The sequence below is a fragment of the Collinsella sp. OM08-14AT genome (assembly GCF_003438115.1).
Classification (GTDB): domain Bacteria; phylum Actinomycetota; class Coriobacteriia; order Coriobacteriales; family Coriobacteriaceae; genus Collinsella.
Map to the genome: position 1 here is coordinate 171227 of NZ_QSTE01000002.1, position 23382 is coordinate 194608.

General features: G+C 59.7%; 16 protein-coding genes. 1 reads left to right on the forward strand and 15 read right to left on the reverse strand.

What is annotated here, in order from left to right; all coding sequences use genetic code 11:
* Window positions 1–220: 220 nt before the first annotated feature.
* From DXC18_RS02175 to DXC18_RS10545, 4 genes are all read right to left on the reverse strand, one after another.
* On the reverse strand, window positions 221–2536 hold the full coding sequence (locus DXC18_RS02175) for an FN3 associated domain-containing protein (RefSeq protein ID WP_117716233.1): 2316 nt from the start codon (window positions 2534–2536) through the stop codon (window positions 221–223).
* A 57-nt stretch (window positions 2537–2593) separates the two neighbouring features.
* Complete coding sequence (locus DXC18_RS02180) at window positions 2594–6841, reverse strand: leucine-rich repeat domain-containing protein (protein WP_117716182.1); 4248 nt, start codon at window positions 6839–6841, stop codon at window positions 2594–2596.
* A gap of 336 nt (window positions 6842–7177) precedes the next feature.
* Window positions 7178–9547: an LPXTG cell wall anchor domain-containing protein gene (locus DXC18_RS02185; protein ID WP_117716183.1), complete on the reverse strand. Its 2370-nt coding sequence runs from the start codon at window positions 9545–9547 to the stop codon at window positions 7178–7180.
* Window positions 9548–9752: 205 nt separating this feature from the next.
* Window positions 9753–11381, reverse strand: a complete 1629-nt coding sequence (locus tag DXC18_RS10545; RefSeq protein ID WP_199412170.1) for an LPXTG cell wall anchor domain-containing protein — start codon at window positions 11379–11381, stop codon at window positions 9753–9755.
* A 210-nt stretch (window positions 11382–11591) separates the two neighbouring features.
* Here DXC18_RS10545 and DXC18_RS02195 point away from each other — a divergent pair, with 210 nt between their 5' ends.
* Window positions 11592–12995, forward strand: coding sequence for a LuxR C-terminal-related transcriptional regulator (locus DXC18_RS02195; RefSeq protein WP_158551946.1), 1404 nt, complete (start codon window positions 11592–11594; stop codon window positions 12993–12995).
* 51 nt (window positions 12996–13046) lie between these two features.
* On the opposite strand, the gene DXC18_RS02200 is transcribed toward DXC18_RS02195, so the two are convergent.
* From DXC18_RS02200 to purF, 11 genes are all read right to left on the reverse strand, one after another.
* Entirely contained in the window at window positions 13047–13670 is a 624-nt protein-coding gene (locus DXC18_RS02200; RefSeq protein ID WP_117716185.1) for an AAA family ATPase, read from the reverse strand.
* 48 nt (window positions 13671–13718) lie between these two features.
* Window positions 13719–14357, reverse strand: coding sequence for an amino acid ABC transporter permease (locus DXC18_RS02205; RefSeq protein WP_006235796.1), 639 nt, complete (start codon window positions 14355–14357; stop codon window positions 13719–13721).
* A gap of 3 nt (window positions 14358–14360) precedes the next feature.
* Window positions 14361–15107 carry an amino acid ABC transporter permease gene (locus DXC18_RS02210; RefSeq protein WP_117716186.1) on the reverse strand — a complete coding sequence of 249 codons (747 nt, stop codon included), beginning with the start codon at window positions 15105–15107 and terminating at the stop codon, window positions 14361–14363.
* 25 nt (window positions 15108–15132) lie between these two features.
* Window positions 15133–16008 (reverse strand): transporter substrate-binding domain-containing protein, encoded by an 876-nt coding sequence (locus DXC18_RS02215; RefSeq protein WP_117716187.1) that lies wholly within the window; start codon window positions 16006–16008, stop codon window positions 15133–15135.
* Between the two features lie 8 nt (window positions 16009–16016).
* The gene (locus DXC18_RS02220; protein ID WP_022094215.1) at window positions 16017–16748 is read right to left on the reverse strand and encodes an amino acid ABC transporter ATP-binding protein; all 732 of its coding nucleotides are present in this window, start codon (window positions 16746–16748) and stop codon (window positions 16017–16019) included.
* Between the two features lie 360 nt (window positions 16749–17108).
* Entirely contained in the window at window positions 17109–17552 is a 444-nt protein-coding gene (locus DXC18_RS02225; protein ID WP_117716188.1) for a GatB/YqeY domain-containing protein, read from the reverse strand.
* A 54-nt stretch (window positions 17553–17606) separates the two neighbouring features.
* Entirely contained in the window at window positions 17607–18827 is a 1221-nt protein-coding gene (locus DXC18_RS02230) for a peptidylprolyl isomerase (RefSeq protein WP_117716189.1), read from the reverse strand.
* Window positions 18828–19014: 187 nt separating this feature from the next.
* A complete protein-coding gene (locus DXC18_RS02235) occupies window positions 19015–19479 on the reverse strand; it encodes a PTS sugar transporter subunit IIA (protein ID WP_117716190.1) in 465 nt (154 codons plus the stop codon).
* A gap of 152 nt (window positions 19480–19631) precedes the next feature.
* Window positions 19632–20333, reverse strand: coding sequence for a phosphoribosylglycinamide formyltransferase (gene purN, locus DXC18_RS02240; RefSeq protein ID WP_117716191.1), 702 nt, complete (start codon window positions 20331–20333; stop codon window positions 19632–19634).
* Window positions 20323–21426 (reverse strand): phosphoribosylformylglycinamidine cyclo-ligase, encoded by a 1104-nt coding sequence (gene purM / locus DXC18_RS02245; protein WP_117716192.1) that lies wholly within the window; start codon window positions 21424–21426, stop codon window positions 20323–20325. Before purM ends, purN begins: the two co-directional genes overlap by 11 nt.
* A 156-nt stretch (window positions 21427–21582) precedes the next feature.
* On the reverse strand, window positions 21583–23253 hold the full coding sequence (purF, locus tag DXC18_RS02250; protein ID WP_117716193.1) for an amidophosphoribosyltransferase: 1671 nt from the start codon (window positions 23251–23253) through the stop codon (window positions 21583–21585).
* Window positions 23254–23382 lie beyond the last annotated feature (129 nt).

Genomic DNA, 23382 nt, shown 5'->3' on the forward strand with positions numbered 1-23382 from the left:
TCGTAGTTGTTGCAGATCAAGATATTGTGCGAACGTCCGCCCGTTCATCTCGATCTGTAACAGTTAGAGGCCAAATATCCCGCTTGGTGTTACAAATCGAGACATTAGGCTGACGGCCGGACCGTTCATCTAAATCTGTAACACCTAGAGCCATTTTTACTGGCCTGGTGTTACAGATTTAGATTTTGACGAAGCCGAGGATAGGTGCTGCCACCAAAACCTAGCGCTTGCGACGCTTGGTTGCAGCAATGCCGGCCACGGCTACGGTTGCGCCGGCGATGCCCAGAGCGGCGACCGTCATCGCGGCGGAGTCACCCGTGCTGGCGAGCTCCGTGCCGCCGGACTTCTTACCGTTCTTGCCCTTACCCTTGGACTTGTCCGTCGTCACTGTGGTCGTCGTCGAAGTCGAACCACCCGCAGGAGCCCCGGTACCGCCAGAGCCATCCGCACCGCCACCCTGCTCACCGCCGCCAAGCGTCGGCTTGGGTTCCGGCTTGGGTTCGGGCTCCGGCTCGGGATCGGGCGTCGCCTCATCGGTCACCGTAATCGTAATGTTCAAGCGCTCCGAATACTCGCTATACGACATGCCGGGACGCTGCGCCGCAATGCGCACATACATATTGCTATCGAGCGCAATAGGCTCGGTGTACTTTACGCGGCCTTCGTCACGGCAGGGGCAGGTGTCGTTGGTGGTGTACCAAATCGTCGTGCCGTCCTCGGCTGAAAGCTCCAGCTTCGTGCCCTTGGGCACCGTAATGTAGTTCTCCTTGGGCGACCATGCACCAAACGTCGTCGCACCAATCGTCGCCACCGGTCGCGCCGGTCGCACTGCCTCGGCAGACACGCGCACGTCGACCTGCTTGGACAGCGCCGTGCCGTCCACCGCCGCCGTCAACGTCGTCAAACCGGGCAGAGCACCATGCAGCACAAACGTCGCCGCGCCGTCCTCGCCCGTCACGGCTTGGGTGGCATCGACAGAGCAGATAGCCGAGGACTCCAGCCCAACACTAACCTTGGCGCCCGCAAACGGCTTGCCCGCCTTATCGGTCACGTGTGCCACCAGCTCAAAGTCGCCGCCCTCAAGCATGGTCACAGCTTGTTCCACGTTGAGCTTGAGCTTGTCGGCACGAACGCCCACGACAAGCTCGCCACTTGCCCAGCGCGCCATGGCCTTGCCGGCGTAGTTGCGAGCACCGTCGAGCTCAAACGACACCGTCGAGCCCGCCTCACGCGCATCGGCATAGCGAATGCGCAGCACGCGCGACAACGGCTTGCCATTGGGATCGTCCTGCTTGTCGAGCCACGTATACGTCACGTCGCCCAAGCCCTGCGCGCACAATGCGACCAGGGCATCGTCGCTCGCATCCATATACTGCGTAAACTCAACCTCGACGCAATCGGTATAGGCATGGGCCGAAGCCACCTCGGGCGCCGCCGTCGACACCAAGCCAATGTTCACCTCGGTCTGAATCGGCGGCACGCGCAGCCAAGCCGAACGCGCCTCCTCATACCCGTCCTTGGTCACGCGCACCTGATACCATCCGGTCGGCGTATTCCAGTTGTATGCACCGTCCGCACCCGTTGCAAGCGGATTGTCCTGCTCATACTCCTCGGCATCCCAACGCACTGCATTGGTACCGGCGGCATCGTCGGCGCTCCACAGCTCAACCGTTGCGCCCTCGACCGTATTGGACAACAGGCCCTCGTACACCACGCCCGCAGGGTCGGGTGCAGCCTTGGCAGCCACATTGCGATAACGCGCCTCGAAGATCGACTGCATCTTCTCGTCCGAGATCAAGCCGTCCTTGTTGGCCTTGTAGACCTCGGCATCGGTCAGCTCACCCCAGTTGACCGTAATACGATTCTGGCACGCGCGCTCCACCTGCTCACAGGCGACATCGTAGGCGCACTCGGCATTGGTCAGCTTAATCGCGCGCTCCGAGCCCACACTCGTCGAAGCCGCGTCATAGGCAGCGCCCACCACGGTACCCGCCGAACCGGCCGTCAGCACGCCGGCGATTGTCATAATGGAGCCCACCGCCACATCGGTGCTATCGTGGCAGAGCTGGCGATACAGCAGATCCTCAAACGCACGCGCCTTCTCCATGGCGTCGCGCAGCGCGTAAATGCACTTCCAGTCGTCCTCGGTCTTCTCGGGCTTGGCAAGCAAGCGCGTATGCTGAAGCTCATAGCCCTCGCGCTCGCCCTTCACCTTCTGCATACGGACGTTCACGTTCTCCCAGTTCTTGCTGGCATCGTTCACGCCGTAAATGCCGGTAAAGATGCCGATGCCCTGGGTCGCCGCGGGAAACGCCTGGCCGGCCGCCTTCCACGCATCGGTCTTAAAGACCTGGCCGAACATCTCACACTCGATCTTGTAGCTTTTGAGCGAACGGATCGTGCGGATGAGCTTCATGTGGGCGCTGACGTCACCGTTGCGCTTCCAAGCCATAAGCCAACCGCGAATCGTAGAGTTATTGAGGCTGTGGACTACGTTCCAGTTATCGTACAGATTGTCCAAAATGTCGCATTGCATGGCGATTGAGTTAAACAGCAGCGCCTGGTTCTTGTTGTTATTGGAGTTCTCGATAAACTACGACTCAATGTAAGCGGTCTCGTCGCCATCGGGCGCGGCGACCTTAAAGCCCTTGACGGTATCGTCGTCAGCCGCCTTGTAGCTCAGCGAGCTGCCGAGCGCCTGGCCCAAATCGTTAAACCCGCTCGTCGACTGGCCGTTGTACTCGCTGGCCTTAATGCCCGCACACTTGTTGAGCGCCGCAGCGGTTGCGTCATTCCAGCTTCCGTATTGGTTGAGCTGGCCGATACCCATCGACTGGCCCACCAGATCCTCGGCCTGCTGGGCAATAAACTCCGCTCGCGACGCATGGTCGACAAGTTCCTTGATGGCCGCCGCATCCGCAGCGCTTGCACCCTGAGCCGACGCGAGTTCCTGGTACCAATCCTCACCGGTGCCGTACGCGTCCTCAAAGATCATCTTGTCCACGTTGACGCCATAGCTGTCGCCCTGCTTGGTCAGCAGCGCCGACGAGCCGCCAACCGCAACCTTAAGCTCGGCGGCAAACTGCGCGGCCTCGTCGTTGCCAGCATCATCACCCTCGCCGTCGCTGGCGGCGGGGGCGCGACGAGCCTTGCGGGCAGCTCCACCTTGGGCTTCGTCCTCTTTACCGCCCTTCTCTTCCTCGGCAAGCGCATCGGCGACCATCTGGTCAATCGCATCGTTAAAGGCCTCGTCGACATCGTTAAAAGAGTTATCCATCATATACTCGTGCCACTGCTGCACGGCATTCGAGAACTCCTGCTGGCGCTCCTCGGCCGCGGCGGAATGCTTTTTGGCCGAAGCGTTGGCGTCAAAACTCAGCATGGTCATAAGCTGAGCATTGGAGATGCGGTAGGTCTGCGGCATAAAGATCTGCTCAAAGTTTCCGCAGTTCACATAGGTCGAGTCATTCGCCTTGTTAAACTCGTCGAGCAGCTTAAGGTAACCCTCGTCCACATACTCCGCCACATAGCGCACACGGGTGCCCTCGCGCGACTTTTGAGTCAGAGGAATCGTCACCGTCTTGCCATCCACGCAGTCCACGTACAGGTCGAGCGTGTCGGCGGCCTCTTCGTTTCCCACCTCAAGCGTGATGTCAAAGGTCCAGTAGGCGTTCTTCTTTTGTGGCAGATGATGGAAGGTCCACAGGCTCTTGCCGGTGTCCTTGCCGTCCTTGACCAGGTTTTGCGTACCGCCACGATACGTCACATCAAAGTTCCAGACCGAAGCACCCGGAACATAGCGCACATAATTGCGAGCCGTTACCTCGGCAGCAGCGGCGGCAACATCGGTCGAGCCCACGCGCGCCTCGAGCGTCACGCGCTCGGCGGCAAGCGTATCCTGCGGCAGCTCGTATTCAATCTTGGCACGGCCGAGTTTATTGGTCTTGCCGGTGTACTTTGCAGCCGACGAGCCCGTCCCCACGGTGAGCTGCACGCTCTTGCCCGGCGCCGCATAAACGTAGGCCACATTGCCCAGCAGGCTGTGAACGTCGGTGTTGTCGACCTCGATGCGCGATCCGCTAACCTCGAGTGTGGTGCTTCCCAGCGGCAATGTCACCTCGCCCAGCGTAATAAGCGGCGAGATGGCATAGATGCCTGCGGCCTTAGGCTTAAAGCGCACAAACACATCGGCGCCCATGCCCTTCTTCATATTGAGAACGAGGTTATCGCCCTTCCACGTCGCGTCAGTCCACCATGTATGGGAGCTATCGCCGGGGTCGCGAGAGCCAGCGGACACATCCTCGACGGCATCCTTGGCCAGCGGAATCTCAATCTTGGCAGCCTGGCTGTCCTTGAGCTCGTAATGAATGCGCAGCTCGGTCTCCACGCCAACGACCGCGGACGAATCAGCGATAACCGAGCCCGCCGTCAGCCCACGCTCGGCACGATACGTCTCCACGTCAAACGTGGGGACGTCGAGCGTCACGTCGAGCTGTTTGCCGTCCTCAATCTTCACCTGCTTTTGCGCGATATGCTTACCCACGGTCAGCCCTAGGCGGCTAAACGTGGAATAGCTCGTCGCTTGGATGTCGTAGCTCGTCTTGTTAAAGGCAACGATGGTGTAAGAACCGGCCTTAAGGCGCGGCGTCTCGGCCTTCATGATAGGCGTGGTGCCATCGTCTTCGTAACCCATCAGACAGGTGACACCGTCGGCAACTAGCTTGCCGTCGGACGTACGGAACACCAGCACGCGGTTGGCGCCCTGGTAGTCGCCCTTGGTCGTGACTGTCGCCGTACCCCAGGGCTTCAAGTCGATATCGACCTTGCCGGCCGAAGGCTTCACCGTCGCCGTCGCCCCACCCAGCCTGAGGCTGTCTTTGGGCTCGAGCGTTATCTCCAGATCCTGGTCCGCGTCGGCAATGGCCTGCGACACCACAAGTGCTGTGCCCTGGATACGGAAGTCGTTTTCTTTGTCACCCTTGGCAGGCTTAAGCGTCTTGCCGCCGCTCTTCACCGTCAGATCGATCTTATCGAGACTATCGAGCTCAATGCGTTCGGTCTTATCCTGGCCCACAATCGGTTCAAGATAGCCCACGTTGAGCTCAATCGCGCGCGAGGCCGGAATCTTGGTAAAGTCCTCCGCCTTAATCTCTCCGATATTCCATGTGCCCGTCATCTGGTCGCCCGGGCGCGCCAGCACCATGTCATAGTAACCGCTGAGCGAAATGCGCAGGGTGGCTGCTGTCTTGGAGAGAGCGTCCGCTGTAAAGCTGCCGTCATCGCCAACCGCCAGCGGCGTGGACTGCCCCGCCTGCACGAGTGTAGCCGTCGCGCTCTGGGGAAGTTTGCTCGTCACCTGGGCCGCCTCGCCCATCCACTCAAACGTGTAAGCAGGCTTCGAGGAATCGACGGAGTCCTTGCGATCGGCCACGGCATCGGCAAGCTTTTTGACCATCGAGGGGTTGCCAGCCGAATCGGTCGCATAGGCATAGATGGTCTGGCCTTCACTAAAGGGAATCGCATACGTTACGCCATCGATTGTCACGCGCTCATTATAGTCGCCCGGATAGCCCGCCTCACCAAACCGAAGATCGGGGTTCATCACGCGCAGGGCAACGGCATTATGGTTCGTCTCGTTTCCGTATCTCGTGTTCTCAAAAGCTCCCCACTCTATCATTTCCACGCTTTTGGGTAGCACAATCTCTTTGCCGGCAATCGCAGGATCAAGAGAGGCGAACGCGTGCGCTCCGATATATTTAACGCCGTCGCCGATCGTCACCGACGACACAAAGGAGCACCCGTCAAAGGCATTGCGCTCAATCCGCTCCACCGTGCCCGGCACATTGATCTGCGTAAAGGTGAGCACTGTTGTGTCCGAGACATAGAACTGTGGCACGCCGCAATAGGCGAATGCAAGATAGTCGATAGTTTTGACCGAAGGCGGCAGCGTTGCCACCACCTTGTCGTCAAGTTGTTCACATTCCTTAAAGGCCTGCTCGGGAATCGTGGTAAAGGCCGCGTTGTTGGGCCAGGTTACCGTTTGGAGCGTCTTGCTTTTGTAGAATGCATAGCTCTTGAGCTCCTCGACCGAATCGGGCAGTGCGATCTCTTTGATGCTGCTGCCGCCCAAGCCTCCAACCGAGCGGACATGCGAATTAGGGGCGAAGGTAATCGATGTGAGCGCAGCGCTTCCCATACCCGTAAGGCTTACGACATTTTTGTCGTCGATGGTCGAGGGCACCTCCAACGTGGTAATGCCCGCGTCGCCATACTCGATAGAAATTTCGTTGGTGAGGCTATCAATCGAGAAGTAGTACTGCGCGGGGGTCTGCTCGCCGGCCACGTAGCCATCGTCGTATTCGTCCTTTACGCCCGTGGCGCCCTTCGAGGTTGCCCAGAGTTCAAGTTCCTCGTTCCAGGTCGCCTCGGTGCCGGAAGCCTCCTCTTGCTTTTGCTGCTCGGCGAGCTCCTTGCCCTCGACAAGATCGGTGGCAAGCGTACCCGCAGGTGTGCTCTCGGTCTGTCCGGCGCCCGTCAGGCCCGCCGCCGATGCAATCTCGGAGTCCGGGGGCGCAGGGGCGTCACCGGTATCGAGCACTGTGGGGTCGGCAGCGCCGGCATCGGGCGCGGGGTCGGCGGAAGCAGAGTCTGACATTTGGGCGTCAGCCGAATCGGCGGGAGCAGCGTTGGCTGCTTGGCCGTTATCCGTCTGCACAAAAGTGCCGTCGGTGGTGAGGGTCTCGGCAAACGCGCCCGCGGGCAACGAACCCGTCACCATGGTGAGGGTCACAGCGGCAACGGTCAGGCAGCGGCAAAGCGCTCGAACAGTGGTCCACCTCATGGTCGTTCCTTTCCTGCAAACCAAAAGTTATCCAGCGTAATCGTCGTCCAAAAACAAAGCGAACGGTAGGTTCATATATACGAACCTACCGTTCTACCTGCGCAAACCACCACAAAATGGACAGGCGCCTTTGTGGCGGTTCTGGACTTGGCCGGCCAGTTTGTCTCGATCTGCAACAGTTAGAGGTCAAATTCCCCGCTTGGTGTTACAGATCGAGACATTAGATTGGCGGCCATTCGGTTCATCTCAATCTGTAACATCTAGATCCGTTTTGGGCAGTTTGGTGTTACAGATTGAGATTTTGCTGAGGCCGAGAACGAGAGCCGTCACCCAGCTCTAGCGCTTGCGACGCTTGGTCGCAGCGATGCCTGCGGCGGCAACGGTTGCGCCAGCGATGCCCAGGGCGGTGACCGTCATTGCGGTGGTATCTCCCGTGGCAGCCAGGACGGCGTCGCCCTTCTTGGTCGGCGTGGCCTTCTCAACCGTCTTGGTCGTGGTAGCTGTCGCGACCGGCTTTGTCGCGGGCTTGGTCTCGGGCTTCACCTCAGGCTGCGGCGTCGGCTTGGGTTCCGGCGTAGGCTGCGGATCGGGAGTCGGCGTGGCTTCAGGCGTAAAGGTCAGATCAGTGTTGAGCCACAGGGTGTAGATCCAGCCGCTGTCCTCATCGGATACGCTATCCGCGACCTGGTAGCCGCATTCCACGCCGTTGATCACCAGCTTGGTGTCGGGCGTGAAGTAGAAGCCGCGCGCGGACTTGAGGTAGATGCCGTAGCGATAGGTCACGCCAGGCTTAAAAGCATCGATGTGGTTTGTAATGTTCTGATCCCAGAACTTCTGGGAGTTCACTTCGCTGCCGTCGCTACCCGTCCAGAACTCACACTGAGGAAGGGAGTTGGAACCCATCGGAACACTCGCCGTAAAGACCGGCTTATCGCCCGCCTTGAAGGTGGTCGTGGCACCGTCGATCTCGATAACGTCGATGGCACGCCATTCGTCGATCGGCTGCTCGCACAGCATATTGTCAGCGTTTGGCGCGAAGACGCCGTTGACGGTCTTGATGTGGTGCGTCCAATGGCCGTTGACGTACATCATGCAGTCATCGGCCACGGTATTGTCGTCCTTGAGCCTCAGCTCAACGGAATACATGTAGAACTTGCCCTCTTCAAAGTGCTCGATCTTCCTCGCGCCCGTCGGATACTTGGAAGGGTCGGAATACCAGAAGGCAACGGGCTTGAGCTCCGCAGGGTCGCTGCCATCCATCTCCTCCCAGCACTCATAGGCGATCTCATACTTATCGGCATCGGCGGCAGGAATCGTCGCGGTCGCACGCGGCGCCTCGCCGGGCGCGTAGTCGGTTTTCACATCGTTGACGTTTAGATTCTCAAGAGCTTCGTTTTCCGACGAAGCAGGCATCGTAATTGTTTTAATAGCAGGGACATACAGGAATTCTCCGCTTAGACTCGACTTTACGGTTTCCCCGTTTACGGTAACAACGGTTTCATCGCTGAAGGAATATCCGTCTTTTGGCTTCAGCATAAGAGAATACACGTACTCTTTCCCGCTTTTAAACTTTGTAATAGTCGGCAGGGAACCATGTGAGCCGTTATCGGAATACCAGGCAGCAACGGGTTCGTTGTTTTCAAATTCCTGCCAGCATTCATAAGCGATTTCGTATTTATCTGCATCGTAGTTAGGGACACCTGCCGTCGCCTGCGGACCAGTATCCAGCTGCCAATTGAAGTTCGTATTCTGAACATGGGCAAAGGAGATGGATTCCGATTCTGATTCCGCTGCCGAGATCACAAGGCACGCCCTCTCGTAGACATGGGTGCGGGTGTAGTAGTCATCCCGGATCTCGTTAATAGTGGGTTTCCCGGTCGCCTCGGTGTCTCCTTTAAAGGCGTCGTCCGGATCACCGATGATGATATTCCCGGGCTCTGTACCCGTATACGTAAGCTTGGATCCATCATAGGTGGTCGTCATCTTGGACTTATTCTCCTTGTACTCCGTAAAGTACTTCTTCTCCTCCTTCTGTCTCTGAATCTTGCTGATATCCAGGGTAAGCGTTGTTTTATTGCTCGCACTGTCATACGCCGCATGGACGATCAAGTCCCCCAGGCCGATAAAAGTCAAAGCGCTACCATCGAGAGCAGACTGGTCTCCATCTACAAGGGCAATCCCCTTCACATACTCAATCGTTTCTTCTTTCTTGATGTCGGTGTAATTGTTCCGCACCGTAATATTGACCCTAACGCCGCTGCCGCCAACAACATCGGTCACACCGCAGGGCATGATGGCGTCATTCGCCGGCGTGGCGGCGTTGTCGCTGGGAGTATTTTGTTCAGCGGGTGCCGCATCGTTGGATTCATCGGTGGCGCCAGTCGGGGCCGCCTGCTGAGGCTCAGCGGTGGCTTGCGCCGCCGGAGCAGCATCGGTTGCAGGCGCGGTCGAAGCAGCTGGTGCGGTCGTTGCAGCCGTATCCTCCGCAACCGTCGGCGTCACCGGAGCCGCGGCAACCTCATCCGTCCCAGCGGCGGGATCGGCGCATTCCGTCGCCAGCGCCACGCTCGGCAGCAGCAGCTGGCCAACCATAAGCGCGCACGCGCCGGCGCAAGCTATTTTGGCACCCACACAACGCCAGGTACCGTGAACCAGCGAGCAGGTGGACTCACGTTGAGCTTGCTTGTCAAAGTGGCTTCCGTTCATAACGGCCTCCTTGGTCGTAGGGACATACCACCACAAAGGTGCCTGTCCCCTTTGTGATGGTCCTGTACCACCAAGATGTGCCAAATGACTCCGCACGCCTAGGTTCGTAGATGCGAACCTAGGCCTCTACCTGCGGAAATACAAAGAGCCGCCGCAAGAGCATTTATGCCTGCGCGGCGGCTGAAAATGGCTATGAAAGATTACGCTAGCGGTTGCGGCGCTTGGACGCAACGAAACCGGCGCCGATGACGGACGCACCGGCGATGCCGAGGGCGGCCGCCGCCGTCGCGGCGTTGTCGCCTGTGGCAGCCAGAACACCGGAAGCGTTTTTGGCGCCGGCGGCAGTCTTGGTCGTAACGGTCTTGGTAACCGCCGTGGTGGTCTTTGCGTCCTTATCTACGGGCTTGGGGTCAGGCTTCTGCTCGGGATTGGGCATAGGATCGGGATCGGGCTCCGGTGTCGGCTCGGGCTCCGGTGTCGGCTCCGGCTCCTGCCCGTCTCCAAAATCAATCACTACATCATGGGCGACCTCGGCAGAACCGACGATATCCGTAATAGCAGACGAACCGGCAACACCGACGACCTGCCCGTTCTGGGAGCTCGGCCATTTCCCCGTATCAACAACCTTTTTCACATCGCGCACGGCACCATCCGTCGGAGTCGTAATCATCGCGCGCCCGTGTAAATTGTTCACGCTCAAATCAATCCTCGCGGCACGGAACAGCGTCGCAGTCGCGTCGTTACAGTTGATCGCATAGATTCCCGCAGTCGCGCCCGAAGCCTCAATCTTCGATTTGCGAATCTTGATACGAGGCGTTTCCGACCCGGTGTTTGCCTCTGCCATGATTCCAAAACTTTGATTGCGGACGGCATCGATGCCGTTTGCAGCAGACAGGCTTCGAGACGTAAGATTCGACTCCTCGACAAGCATCCACACCGCACCGCTTTGCGAACGCGCGCTGATGCCCGCCGAGAGCGAAGCCGCACTGCCGGCGGAAAGCACGACATCGGCTCCGTTGACGATTTTCATGAGGGTATTCTTTTTGATACCGACCGTATTGATGCACACGGAAACCTGCCAGGCATCGGCTGTCTTGATCGACAGGTTGGCGGCATCGATCGTGACGTCGCCCCCGTGCACAGAGACATAATCCGGTTCTTCCTGCTCGCCTTCCTGAGCAGCGTGTCTACTGGGAAGGTTATCGGCAAAGATACCGTAGGTGCCCACCGTTGGACGCCAAGATCCTTCCGCCGATTTTGCCTCGATTTTGACATCGGCGCCCTTATCGATCGTCACGCTGCCGGCCGTCGCGCGAATGCCCGTCGCACTGTTCACTGCGCCCGAAGCCGTCACATTGACGTTGGCGCCGCTGATGGTCACATCGCCACCCGCATTGCCGTCGCCTTCCGCCGCAATCACATCGGTCTGGGCCGTCGCATTAAGGGTGCCGTCGCCGGTAATGGCAAGGTTGCCGTTCTTGACAGCAATAGCGCTCTGACCGGCATCGGCCGTGACGGTGTTGGTGCCCGTCACGCCGATATTGAGGTTGCCCTTGGCGCCGATGGAGCCGCCGTCGTAGCCGTTGAGCTTCATGTCGTTAGCGCCATCCCAGGACCAGGTTCCTGCCTCGTCGCCGGCGGCCTTGTTGTACTGCGTGCCGCCGACGCTGACCCACTCGGCGGCGAGCGCCACGCTCGGCAGCAGCAGCTGGCCGGCCATGAGCGCGCAGGCCCCCGCGCAGGCAAGCTTGGCGCCCACGCGACGCCATGTTCCGTGGGAGAGCGCGCACGAGTGGCCGTGGTCGATTGGGTTGTCATGGATTTGCTTTCGCATGTGAGCCTCCTTGTCGTAAGGGGTGCTTCTGTAACACCATGTTACGGCAAGATAGCCGGATCCCAGGGCACGAATTCTCAAGTGGCGCATCTGCCAGCGCAAAAGGCAACGAGCATGCGATTGCCAAGCGCGCCCCCCGAAAGGCTTACCCCCTACCGACCTGGTCTACAATCGAGGGCACGATTGTTCCGTCCACCCAAAGGACCATCCTTGAATCTGAGCAAGTCTAAAATCAACGCGCTTTTGGCACTCGCGCTCTTCACCTTCGCCTTCCTTGCCGCCGAGTTTCGCTTCGATATCAATGTCGGGCTGCTCTCCGGTGCCGAACGTGTTGTGCTCGCACAGGGCTTTATCCTAGGCGCCAGCGTGATCGGCCTTATCGGATACGCTCCGCTGCTTGGGCACGCGCAGCGCAAAGGCCAGCCTCAGGCAGTTGTCAGTGCCGCCGTCCCCATCGCCATCTTGGGGTTGACTCAGATTCAGTCCCCCACGAGTCCGCTTGCGCTCGAGATTCTGGGATGCCTCGCATTCCTCGGACTCGGCCTACTGGGCGGCGCGGCACACCATGCCTTTTCGTTGGCATTCCAGGATGACCCCAAACTCGCCACCGACGCAGGAGCAGCCTATGCCGCGGGCATCCTGATGCAGTTCGTCACCAACCTGATTGATTGCGGTGGCATCGTCGAGCTCATCATTCTTGGCGCGGCAACGATCGCCATCTCTGCCCTCAGCGTCGTTCCCCAAAAAGCTGCCGAGAGCTCCAGCCCCGCCATCAATCCCTTTGTTGAGCCATCGCACGCCCTTGCCAAGCAGGCGTGTTGGAGCATCGCGCTCGTCATGATTCTCGCCTGCTTGTTCTCCACCCTCGACAACGTGGTCACGCTCTCCAACGCCCACGGCACCATTGCCGTGCAAACATGGCCGCGCCTCTTTTTGGCGGCGAGCGGCCTTGCCGCCGGCATCATCTTTGATCTTGCCGAGCGCCGATACATGGGACTTGTCATGCTCGGCATCGCCGTGCTCTCGACCATTTCCATCCTGGCCGTGGAGGCCGGCGCCGATCCCAACCTGGGCCTCATTGTCTTTTACCTGAGCTCGGGCTTTTTCGTCACGTTCTTTACCGCCACGTTTACTCAGCTGGCACCGCGCATGCACGTGCCCGCCTTCTGGGCCGGCATGGGCCGTGCGGCCAATAACGTGTGCGCGTTCACCACGTCGGGCGTCTCGCTTGCGCTTGTGACCTCTGGCAACGTCGCCCTCATCATGATTGGCGCGGTCGTGCTTCTCGTCGCCGCCTGCGTGGCATTCGTTGCCGCGGGCCTATTCCGCCTGCCCCAAACCGAGCAGGAGCGCGAACATCAACAGCTTGCCGAGGAGGCGCTGGCAGCACCGAGTATCGAGGAGCAGCGTCAAGTCTTCATCACCGATCACGCTCTCACCTCGCGCGAGGTCGACGTGCTCATGGCCGTAACCCAGGACGAACGCCCGCTCAAGCAGGTCGCCGATGAGCTCGGTATCTCGATGCGCATGGTCCAGCGCCACCTGAGCTCCATCTACCAAAAGACCGACACGCAGACGCGCGCCGGTCTCACCAAGGCCTTCCCCTCGGCCTAAAACAAAAACCACCACAAAGGTGCCTGTCCCCTTTGTGGTGGTTTTGATCGGTTAGGCTTCGAGTTGCGCCAGCTTGTAGCGGTAGGCAGCGGCGATGACGTCTTTACAGCCCTCGCGGCCCAACTTGGCGCGGTTGACGACGATATCCTTGCCGCTCGTCATCTTCCACTTTCCGGCGCTATAGCGCTTATAGAACGCCTCGCGCGCCTTCTGCTGCTGCTTGACCAGCTTGGCGCCCTTCTTTTTGTTAAGGCCGCGCTTCTTGCGCACGATCTCGACGCGGTCCTCAAAGGGTGCGGTCACCAGCACGGCAATGTGATTGGGGTTGTTGCGCAGCAGATAATCGGACAGGCGGCCTTCGATAATGCAGCTCTCGGTCTCGCCCAGATCCAAAATCACCTGGCTCATCTTTTGGAACAACTTATCCGAGTACGAACGCGCATCGTAGCGGTCGGGCAGAAACGCCACGTTCTCCACGGCCAGGCGCTCGTCGTAGGCAGCCATCTTGTCGAGCGACTCGCCCGCGCGCAGCGACGCACGTACCAGCAGCTCGTTGTCATACAGCGGAATCCCCAACTCGTCGGCAAGCATGCGACCAATCTCGTGGCCCTCGGCGCCAAAGTCGCGCGCGATGGTAATGACCACAGGATTCTTCTTGTTCTCCAGATCGCTCATCGCGATTCCTTTCTCTATGTGACAAAGGGGCTGTCCCTTTGCCACGTTCTACGCTGCCACCATTCGCCTCTGATACGCTCTCACCAGCAGCGAGATACCAAAGTTGAGCACAAAGTACATCGCAAACACCAGACCGTAGAGCATAAGCACCTGCGACAGGTCGATCGCGTGGGCCATCACGACATTTGCCGTGTACATGAGCTCGGCCACGTTAATGCCCGAAAGATACGAGCTGTCCTTGATGACCGTCGTGCATTGGCTAAACAGCGCCGGAATGATCGTCTTAAACGTCTGCGGCAGAATGATGTAGCGCATGGTGGCAAAAAAGCCGAAGCCCTGGCTCTGCGCTGCCTCAAACTGGCCGCGCGGAATCGAGTTGAGACCGCCGCGCACAATCTCGGCCATAACGGCGCTGGTAAACAGCGTAAAGGCGATGGTCGAAATCACAATGTCCAAACCCTGCACCGTAAAGTAGATAAACAGGATCCACAGCAGGTTTGGCGTACAACGGAACAGCTCGATATAGGCGCTCACCAAAATACGGAACGGGCGGGGCGCATAGCTTTTAACGAGCGCCAGCACCGTGCCAAAGATGAGCGAGAAAAAGATCGACAGCGCCGAGATCTCGATGGTCTTAACAAAGCCGCCCCAAATGTAGAGCAGGTTGGTCGCGTTGAAGATTTCCATGCGCTAGGCCTCCTCTACGTTGTCGAGCCCCAGCTCGGCCAGGCTCACGCCGCGCGGACGCTCCTTGGAGCTGCGCTCGAGCCACTGCACCAGCATGGCGAGCGGAAAGCAGATGATGAAGTACATAAGGCAGCAGACGATGTATCCCTGCAGGTAACCGTACAGACTCACAAAGTTGTCGGAACGGTACATAAGGTCGCCGCCGGCCACGAGCGCCAGCACCGACGTGTTCTTGACCAGATTGAGCGCCTGGTTGCACAGCGGCGGCAGAATGATCTTGAACGTCTGGGGCAGCACGATGTACCAGTATGCCTGCGCACGTGTGAAGCCCTGGCTCTGGGCCGCCTCCATCTGACCGCGCGGAACCGCCTCGATACCAGTGCGGATGACCTCCGAAATGTAGGCCGCGTGATACAGACCCACACCCAAGAAGCCCAGCACGAACGGCGCGATGCGCACCGGCTGGTCGGCACCGGTTATGGCCTGCAAAAACTGCGGGCCGGCCATGTACATAAAGAGCACCTGCACGGGCAACGGGGTGTTCTGGTAAAACTCCACGTACACGCGGCTGATGGCGCGCAGCAAGCGCGAGCGAGTGGTAGAGAACACGCCCAGCAGCGTGCCCAGCACCAGCGACAGCAGCAGACCGGCAACGACCACCTGCAGCGTCACGCCAAAGCCCTCCCAGAAGGGCCCCATGTTTTGAAATGTCGTCGACCAACGGTCGGCGTCAAATAATCCTTCGAGCATTTGATTCCTTCCTTGGACGATGCGCCTATACAAGACCCCAGGTCTTGACCTCTTGGTCGAGCCAGCCATCGGCCAGGCGATCGCAAATCACCTGATCGACCACGGTCGAAAGGTCGCAGCCCTTCTTGGTCGCCACGCCATAGCCCTGCTCGCCAAACTTGACCTCGGGCTGCAGCAGCTCAACGGTCTCGTTCATGTAACCGGCCAGCGTGGAGCGGTCCATGGCAAAGACGTCGATATTGCCGGCGTCGAGCGAACTCTTGATGATGGGGTAGCCGCTAAAGGCCCTAAACTCAGGCTTGCAGCTAAAGCCATTGTCCTTGATCATCTGCTCGATCAGGCCCTGCGTGGTAGCACCCTGGCTCACGCCGATGACCCTGCCGTCCAGATCCTCAATCGAGGTAAAGCCCGAACGCTTCTTGACCATGAGTCCAACGTAGTCGGTGCGGTACGGCGTCGAGAAATCCCAGCTCTTTTTGCGCTCGTCGGTGATGGTGTAGGTCGCCGCGACCACGTCGAGTTGGCCGTTATCGATCAGCGGGCCGCGTGTCTTGGGCGTTACGTCGGTAAACTCGACAAGCTCCTGGGCGCGGGCCTCCTTATAGCTCACGCCAAAGACGGCAGCGGCGATCTGGTAGCACAAATCAACTTCCATGCCCTCAAAGCGACCCTTGGCGGTGTCGTAATAGCCATAGCCGGGAACGTCCTTCTTAACACCGGCATTCAGATGGCCACGCGACTTGATGGCCGCAAGCTTGGACCCCTTGTCGGAGCCCTCGCCGCTGGTAGAGTTGCCGCAACCGGTAAGCGCGGTCCCCGTCAGCGCAAGCATGCCGGCGCCAGCCAGCTGCAAAAAGTGACGGCGCGACACGGCCGCCCTCGTCATATCCGTCATGTCCATCACCGCGCCTAGTGCAGAATCTTGGACAGGAACTCGCGGCAGCGCGGGTTCTCGGGGTTATCGAAGAAGTGCTCGGGCGTGCCCTCCTCCAGGATGCGGCCGTCCTCCATAAAGATGACGCGGTCGGCCACCTGGCGCGCAAAGCCCATCTCGTGCGTCACGCAGATCATGGTGATATCCTCCTGCGCGAGCTCAATCATAACGTCCAGGACTTCCTGGACCATCTCGGGGTCGAGCGCCGAGGTCGGCTCATCAAACAGGATGATGGGCTGCTTGGTGCACAGGGCACGGGCGATGGCGATGCGCTGCTGCTGACCACCCGAAAGGTTCTGCGGATACTCGCCGGCCTTATGCGCCATGCCAACGCGCTTGAGCGCGGCGATGGCGATCTCGGTCGCCTCCTCCTTGCTCTTCTTTTGTAGCTTGATGGGCGCGAGCGTCAGGTTGCCGAGCACCGTCATGTTGGGATACAGGTTGAACTGCTGGAACACCATGGAACTATACTTGCGAGCCATCTCCAGGTGATTCTTTTTGGTGAGCGGCGTACCGTCGATGACGACCTCGCCCGATGTGGGCTCCTCCAGATAATCGACGCAACGGATGAGCGTCGACTTACCCGAACCGGAAGGCCCGATCATTACGAGCTTCTCGCCGCGCTTGACGGTGAGATTGATATCTTTGAGCACATGCAGGTCGCCAAAGTACTTGTTGAGATGCTTGATCTCGATCATGTCTGCCATGAATGTCCCTTCCCTGCGTTTACACGAGTTGAACTATTGTACGGAAAGAACCACGTTTCCGCAGCCCACACTACATTCCCGTAAAGAACCCGCAACCTTCCACCCACTCATTGGGGACAGACTTAAATGAGTACCCGCTCATTGGGTACTCATTTAAGTCTGTCCCCAATGAGCGCCGAAAATAATACAACCGCCCTTGTTGAGCATAAGTCAGCGAAAACCCGTACACGCGAGCAAGGTGACGTGAAATGAAAGGGCGCAGACCTTATGGTCGCGCCCTTGAAATTGAACGTCTGATTGCCGCGTGTACGGGTTTGCAGCGTCGAGCCGTTACGCGGTTTGGTAAAACCGCGTAACAAATTACGCAAGTTTGGCGCCGACGATCTTTGCCGCGGCAGGCTTATCGAAATTGCCACCGGTGGCCTTGCCGAGTGCTCCCATGACCTGGCCCATCTGCTTCTTGGACGTGGCGCCCAGCTCAGCGATGACCTGCTCGATCAGAGCCTCGAGCTCCTCGCCCGAAACCTGCACGGGCAGCAGGCTCTCCAGAATCTTGACCTGCTCGGTCAGGTTGTCGGTGCGCTCCTGGTCGGTACCGGCCTTAATGGACATCTCCAGCGTCTCGCTCGTCTGCTTAATCAGACGCTTGATCATGCTGTTGACGTCTTCCTCGGTCACATCGCGGCGCTCATTGACCTCGATGTTCTTCACCTCGGCCTTGACCTGGCGAATGATGGACAGGCGAACCTTGTCCTTGGCCTTCATGGCCGCGATCATTTCCTTCTGCAGCTCTTCATTGGTCATCTGCAAATCCTCTCTAATAGCGTGGGCGGCACTCGCGCGAGCACCGCCCCATGATTACTCAGTCGTCGACGAATTGTCGGTCGAACTCTTGGTGACGCCCTTCAGGCTCACGTTATAGGGTACGTCCTTGGGCATGGGGTTGACGGTGATGTCGGCGTCCTTTTTGTACTGCTCCAGCCACTCGCTGTACGCGGTGCTGGCCGCCTGCGTCTTCACCACGTTGGAGACGTACTTTTTGATGGCCTTGGGCACCTGGTTGATGTCATCAACCTGATTATCGACATGGAAGTAGTCGGTGCACTTGATGATGTGATAGCCGTACGTCGACTCGACCACGTCGCTCACATCGCCCTTGTTGAGCCCCTCGAGCGCCGTCTGGTAGCTGTCGACAAAGGTGGTGAGCTTGTCCCAGCCCACGTCACCCTTCTTCTCCTTGGAGCCGGTGTCGTCGGAATACTGCTTCACGGCGTCTTCAAAGCTCAGCTCGCCGGAGTTGATCTTGTTCAGGCACTCCTGCGCCTTAGCCTTGGCGGCAGCCTTGTCCTCATCGGACGCATCGGAATCAACCTTGATCAGGATGTTCGACGAGCGGCGGGCATCGTTGTACTTCGACAGGTTCTCGTTGATGTAATCGACGATCTCGCTGTCCTTGGGCTTGCTGGTGGGCGCCACAGCATCTTTGAGCTTTTGCTGCGCCAGGCTCTCCTTGAGCGAGCTCTTATAGGTGTCTTCGGTGTAGCCGTAGGTCTTGAGGGTCTTCTTAAAGGCCTTGGCACCGCCCGCGCTCTTGCACGCGTCCTTCCAAGCCTTCTCGACCTCCTCGTCCGACACCGTCACGCCGTTCTCCTTCTGTGCCTGTTGAAGCAGAATCTGCTGCGTGTAGGAGTCGATGAGTTGCTTGCGGTACTTCTTGGGCGTGAGGTCGTTGTCGACCAGATACTGCGCCCAGTCCTTGTCCTTGGTGTAGCCGTAAGACGTGCGCATGCTCATGATCTGCTTTGTCACGGTGTCCTCGGTGAGGTTGGTGCCGTTGATAGTGGCAGCCACACCGCCGGTAAGCTTGTAGCCCGAGGTATCCTCTGCCTGCGACATGAGACCGGAGCATGCCATGGCCGAGACGGAAAGCAGCATCGCCAGCACGCCGATGACCACCAGAACGATCTTGACGGTCTTAGACACGTACGTCTTGCGCTGCTTCTTACGAGAGCTCGACGCGGCGCGGGCCTGCTGCTCGGGCGTCGGTGCGGGCTCGGAGTTCTTTTTCTTGTTTGCCATAGTTGGCCTTTCGCATCACGAATCGAACAAACGCCATTGTGTCACAACGCAGCCCCCGCGACACACCTGGTGCATGGGGGACAGGTTAATCTGCACCATTTTGGTGCAAAGGGGGCTGTTCTGGCTGTCGGCAGTTAGGGACATTCCTTTTCTGCCGGCAGTTAGGAACAATCCCCAAGTGCCGGCCCTAAAAGTGGCGACGGATGGCGTCGACCATGCCCTGGCATATGGTCTGGCCGAGCACATCGGCTGCGGCGTCGGCATCCATAAAGATATTCATAAGCGATTGCAGGGCCTCGACCTGGCCGCCCGGCTCGGCGATGCCCAGATTGATGATGATCTGCGCCGGCACGGGGGCACCCATGCCCGCCATTGCGCTGAACACCACGGGCGCCGCGGGCTTTACCACCGCGATATAGGGCTTAGCCACAAATCCGGGATCGGTGTGCGGGATGGCGATGTTGGCCGCCGGCATGGCAAGACCCGTGGGATAGGCGTCCTCGCGCGTGCGGACGGCATCGAGCCAACCGGGCGCAATGTAGCCGCGAGGTGCAAGCTCGTCCTCGAGCCGCGCAAACACCTCATCCGGCGTCGCGCACTCCCAATCAAAAAACACCAGCTCAGGCGTAAACAATGCTTCGTTATCCGCCATGGGCCCACCTCTCTCACCTTGTCACCTGCGACGTTCTTTAACGACTAGTCATTGAAGAGCGTCGCAGGTGATTACCTAAAACAAAGGATGGCCACTTGCGCCTTGGCGCCAATGACCACCCTGACTACTCGGCTAAATTGTACTGTGCGCCACTAGCCGCGCGGCGCATCAATTGCGACCTTGCCGCTCTCCAGCACGTGGACGCGACCGTCGGCGAGCATCTGCACGACCTCGGGATACAGCACATGCTCGATCGCATGGATGTGCTCCTCGAGCATGTCGACATCCCAGCCTTCCTCGACAGCCAGCGCACGCTGGGCGATGATAGGGCCGTTGTCGTAGATCTCGTTGGCAAAGTGCACGGTCACGCCGGTCACCTTGACGCCGCGCGCAAAGGCATCGTCAATCGCATGGGCACCGGTAAAGCTCGGCAGCAGCGCCGGGTGTAGGTTGACCACGCGATTGGGGAACGCCGCCAGCAGCGGCGTGTGCACCATGCGCATGTAACCGGCCATCACCACGTACTCGCAGCCGCGCTCGAGCAGCTCATGCGCGATGATCTCGTCAGCCGCGATGGGGTCGGCATAGATATCCTTGGACAGCGTGAGTGTCTGGATACCTGCACGCTCGGCACGCTGCAGACCCTTGGCCGAAGGACGGCTCGACACCACAAGCTCAATCGAGGCATTGAGCTTGTCCGCGGCGATCAGGTCGATTAGCGCCTGCAGGTTGGTACCCGAACCGCTGATGAGCACACCTATCTTGAGCGGCTCAGCCGTATCGGTTCCGGTCGGACGGGTATAGGGCACAAAGCCCAGGCCCTCGGCGGCGGTCATCTGCTCGTTAGCGCTCATCGGAGTACACGACCTTACCGGAGCCCTCGACGCACTCGCCCACGCGGAACGGCTTCTCGCCCAGCGCGACCAGGGCCTCGGTCACCGCGGCCTCGTCCTCGGGGGCGACGATCAGACACAGGCCGACGCCCATGTTGAAGGTCTTGCATGCCTCGTTGGGCGCGAGCTCAGCCTGGCGCGACACATAAGTGATGACGGGCGGAACATCCCAGCCCATCTCGGCACCGTTACGGGTGACCACGGCGTCGACGTCGTCGGCAAGCGCGCGGTTGAGGTTCTCGGTGATGCCGCCGCCGGTGATGTGGGCGATGGCGTGCACCGGAGCGCCGCCGCGCAGCAGCTCAAGAATCGGCTTGACGTAGATGCGCGTGGGGGCCAGCAGAGCGTCGGCCAGCGATGCGCCGGCGAGCTCCTCGAGCGGGCGGCTTAACTCCTCGGCCTTAGCGGCGGCCTCGGGCGTGCCCGGCTTGATGCCGTCGACGCCGATGACCTTGCGCACGAGCGAGTAGCCGTTGGAGTGCACGCCGGTGGAGGGCAGGCCCAGAATCACGTCGCCGGGGCGGACGTTCGCGGGATCGAGCATCTTGGGACGGTCGACGACGCCCACGGTAAAGCCGGCGAGATCGTAGTCGGCCGGAGCCATGACACCGGGGTGCTCGGCCATCTCGCCGCCCACAAGCGCGCAGCCCGCGAGCTTGCAGCCATTGGCCACGCCCTTGATGATCTTTGCCATGTGCTCGGCCTCGATGTGGCCGATGGCAACATAGTCCAGGAAGAACAGCGGCTCGGCACCCGAAGCCAAAATGTCGTTGACGCACATGGCGACCAAGTCCTGGCCCACCGTCTCGTGACGGTCCATGATCTGGGCGAGCACGAGCTTGGTGCCCACGCCGTCGGTACCGCTGATCAGAATCGGGTCTTCCATATCCTTGAGCGCGGCAGCCGAGAACAGGCCACCAAAGCCACCGATACCGCCGATGACCTCGGGGCGATTGGTGTCCTTAACCATTTGCTTAATAGCGTCGACGGCGCGGCCGCCCTCGGCGGTATCGACGCCGGCATCCTCATACGTCACATGCTTGCTGTCGCTCATCTGAGCCTTCCTCTCCCACTACCGTTTGACGCACAGACGCCAACCGGTGCTCATAGTTGCCCTCAATTCGGCGCGCATCCTGACAACGCGCGCCGCTCAATCAACAAAACAGCAGGTAAAACCTACCAAAATAAACCTGTCCCTAAATGGCAGGTTTTAGGCCTCGCCGTGCTTCTCTTCCCAGCTGCGGTCGTCGTATTTCTCGACCACGGCGTCGTCGTCAAAATACAGCGGCTTATCCAGGTTGCGGGGCTTAAAGCCCTCCATAAACTTGTCGCGGCCAAAGCTCTCGGGAATCGCCACGGGATAACGGCCGGTAAAGCACGCATCGCAGTAGCCGCCCTTGGGCATGACCTTCAGCAGGCCCTCGACCGAAAGGAAGGCCAGCGAATCGGCGCCGATATACTCACAGATCTCCTCGACCGTCTTGTTGGCGCTGATGAGCTGCGACTGCACGTCGGTATCGATGCCGTAGAAGCACGGCCAGATGACCTCGGGCGAGTTGATGCGGATGTGAATCTCCTTGGCGCCGGCGTTGCGCAGCATCTTGACGAGCTGCACCATGGTGGTGCCGCGCACGATGGAGTCGTCGATGACGACCAGGCGCTTGCCCTCGATGTTGTCACGCAGCGGGTTGAGCTTCATGCGCACGCCCATGGCGCGCAGTTCCTGCGTGGGTTCAATAAACGTGCGGCCCACGTAGCGGTTCTTGATGAGGCCCTCGCCAAAGGGAATGCCGCTCTCGTGCGAATAGCCCTCCGCAGGCGGCAGACCGGAGTCGGGCACGCCGATGACCAGGTCTGCCTCGACGGGCTCCTCGTGTGCCAGCTGACGACCCATGTCGTAACGGCAGGCGTAAACGCTCTTGCCGTTCATGATGGAGTCGGGGCGGGCAAAGTAGACCTGCTCAAAGATGCAGTTGGCCGGCTCTTCAGCTGCAGGCACGCCCTGCTCGGATACCAGGCCTTCGGCGCTGATGCGCAAAATCTCGCCGGGGCGGACGTCGCGGACGTACTCGGCGCCCACGATATCGAGCGCGCACGTCTCGGAGGCAACGACCCAGCCGCCGGCGCGCGTGACATGGACGGCGGAGTCGACCGTCGAGGCTCCGTCTTGCGAGGGCAGCTGCGAAACAGAAGCGGCGTCGGCCTGGTCCAGGCCCTCGTCCACGAGCTTGCCCAGCACCAGCGGACGAATGCCGTGCGGGTCGCGGAAGGCGTAGAGCGCTTGCTCGTTAATGAGTGTCATGGCGTAGCCGCCGCGCACGAGCTCCATGGTCTTGCGAATGCCCTCGCGCAGATGGCCCGTGCGTTGGGTAAAGTAGCCGATGAGCTTGGTCGCGACCTCGGAATCCGAGTTGGAGAGGAACGGCACACCCAGCTCGATGAGCTGACGACGCAGCTCGTCGGTGTTGACGAGGGTACCGTTGTGCGCAAGTGCGATGATGACGCTGTTGATAGTGGAAAGATGCGGCTGCGAGGCTTCCCAGCTTTTGGCGCCGGCAGTGCCATAGCGCACGTGGCCCACAGCCAGCTGGCCGGAGAGCGTTGACAGGTCGGCGTTGGAGAACACGCGGTCGAGCAGGCCCAGGTCCTTGCGAACCATAACCGTGCCGCCATCGCCCACGGCGATTCCCGCCGATTCCTGGCCGCGGTGCTGCAGTGCACGCAGGCCAAAGTACGTCAGTCGAGCCACGTAGCGATCGGGCGCCCACACACCAAAAACGCCGCACTCCTCATGCAGCTGGTCGGAGTCCGGATCATACGTCGACATGGTCTTCACCTGTCCCGCGGCACGCTCGGCCGCGCGGATGGTTTCTTGAGACATGGCATCCCCTCAGAGCCTCGTATTTTGGCGTTACCCGCTTATTATACGCACGGCGCGACGCGCTCCCCCGCGCATGAGCAGCGCTTTTTAAAAGCCCACCGAGCTAATTATCCGTTTTGTAACCAAACA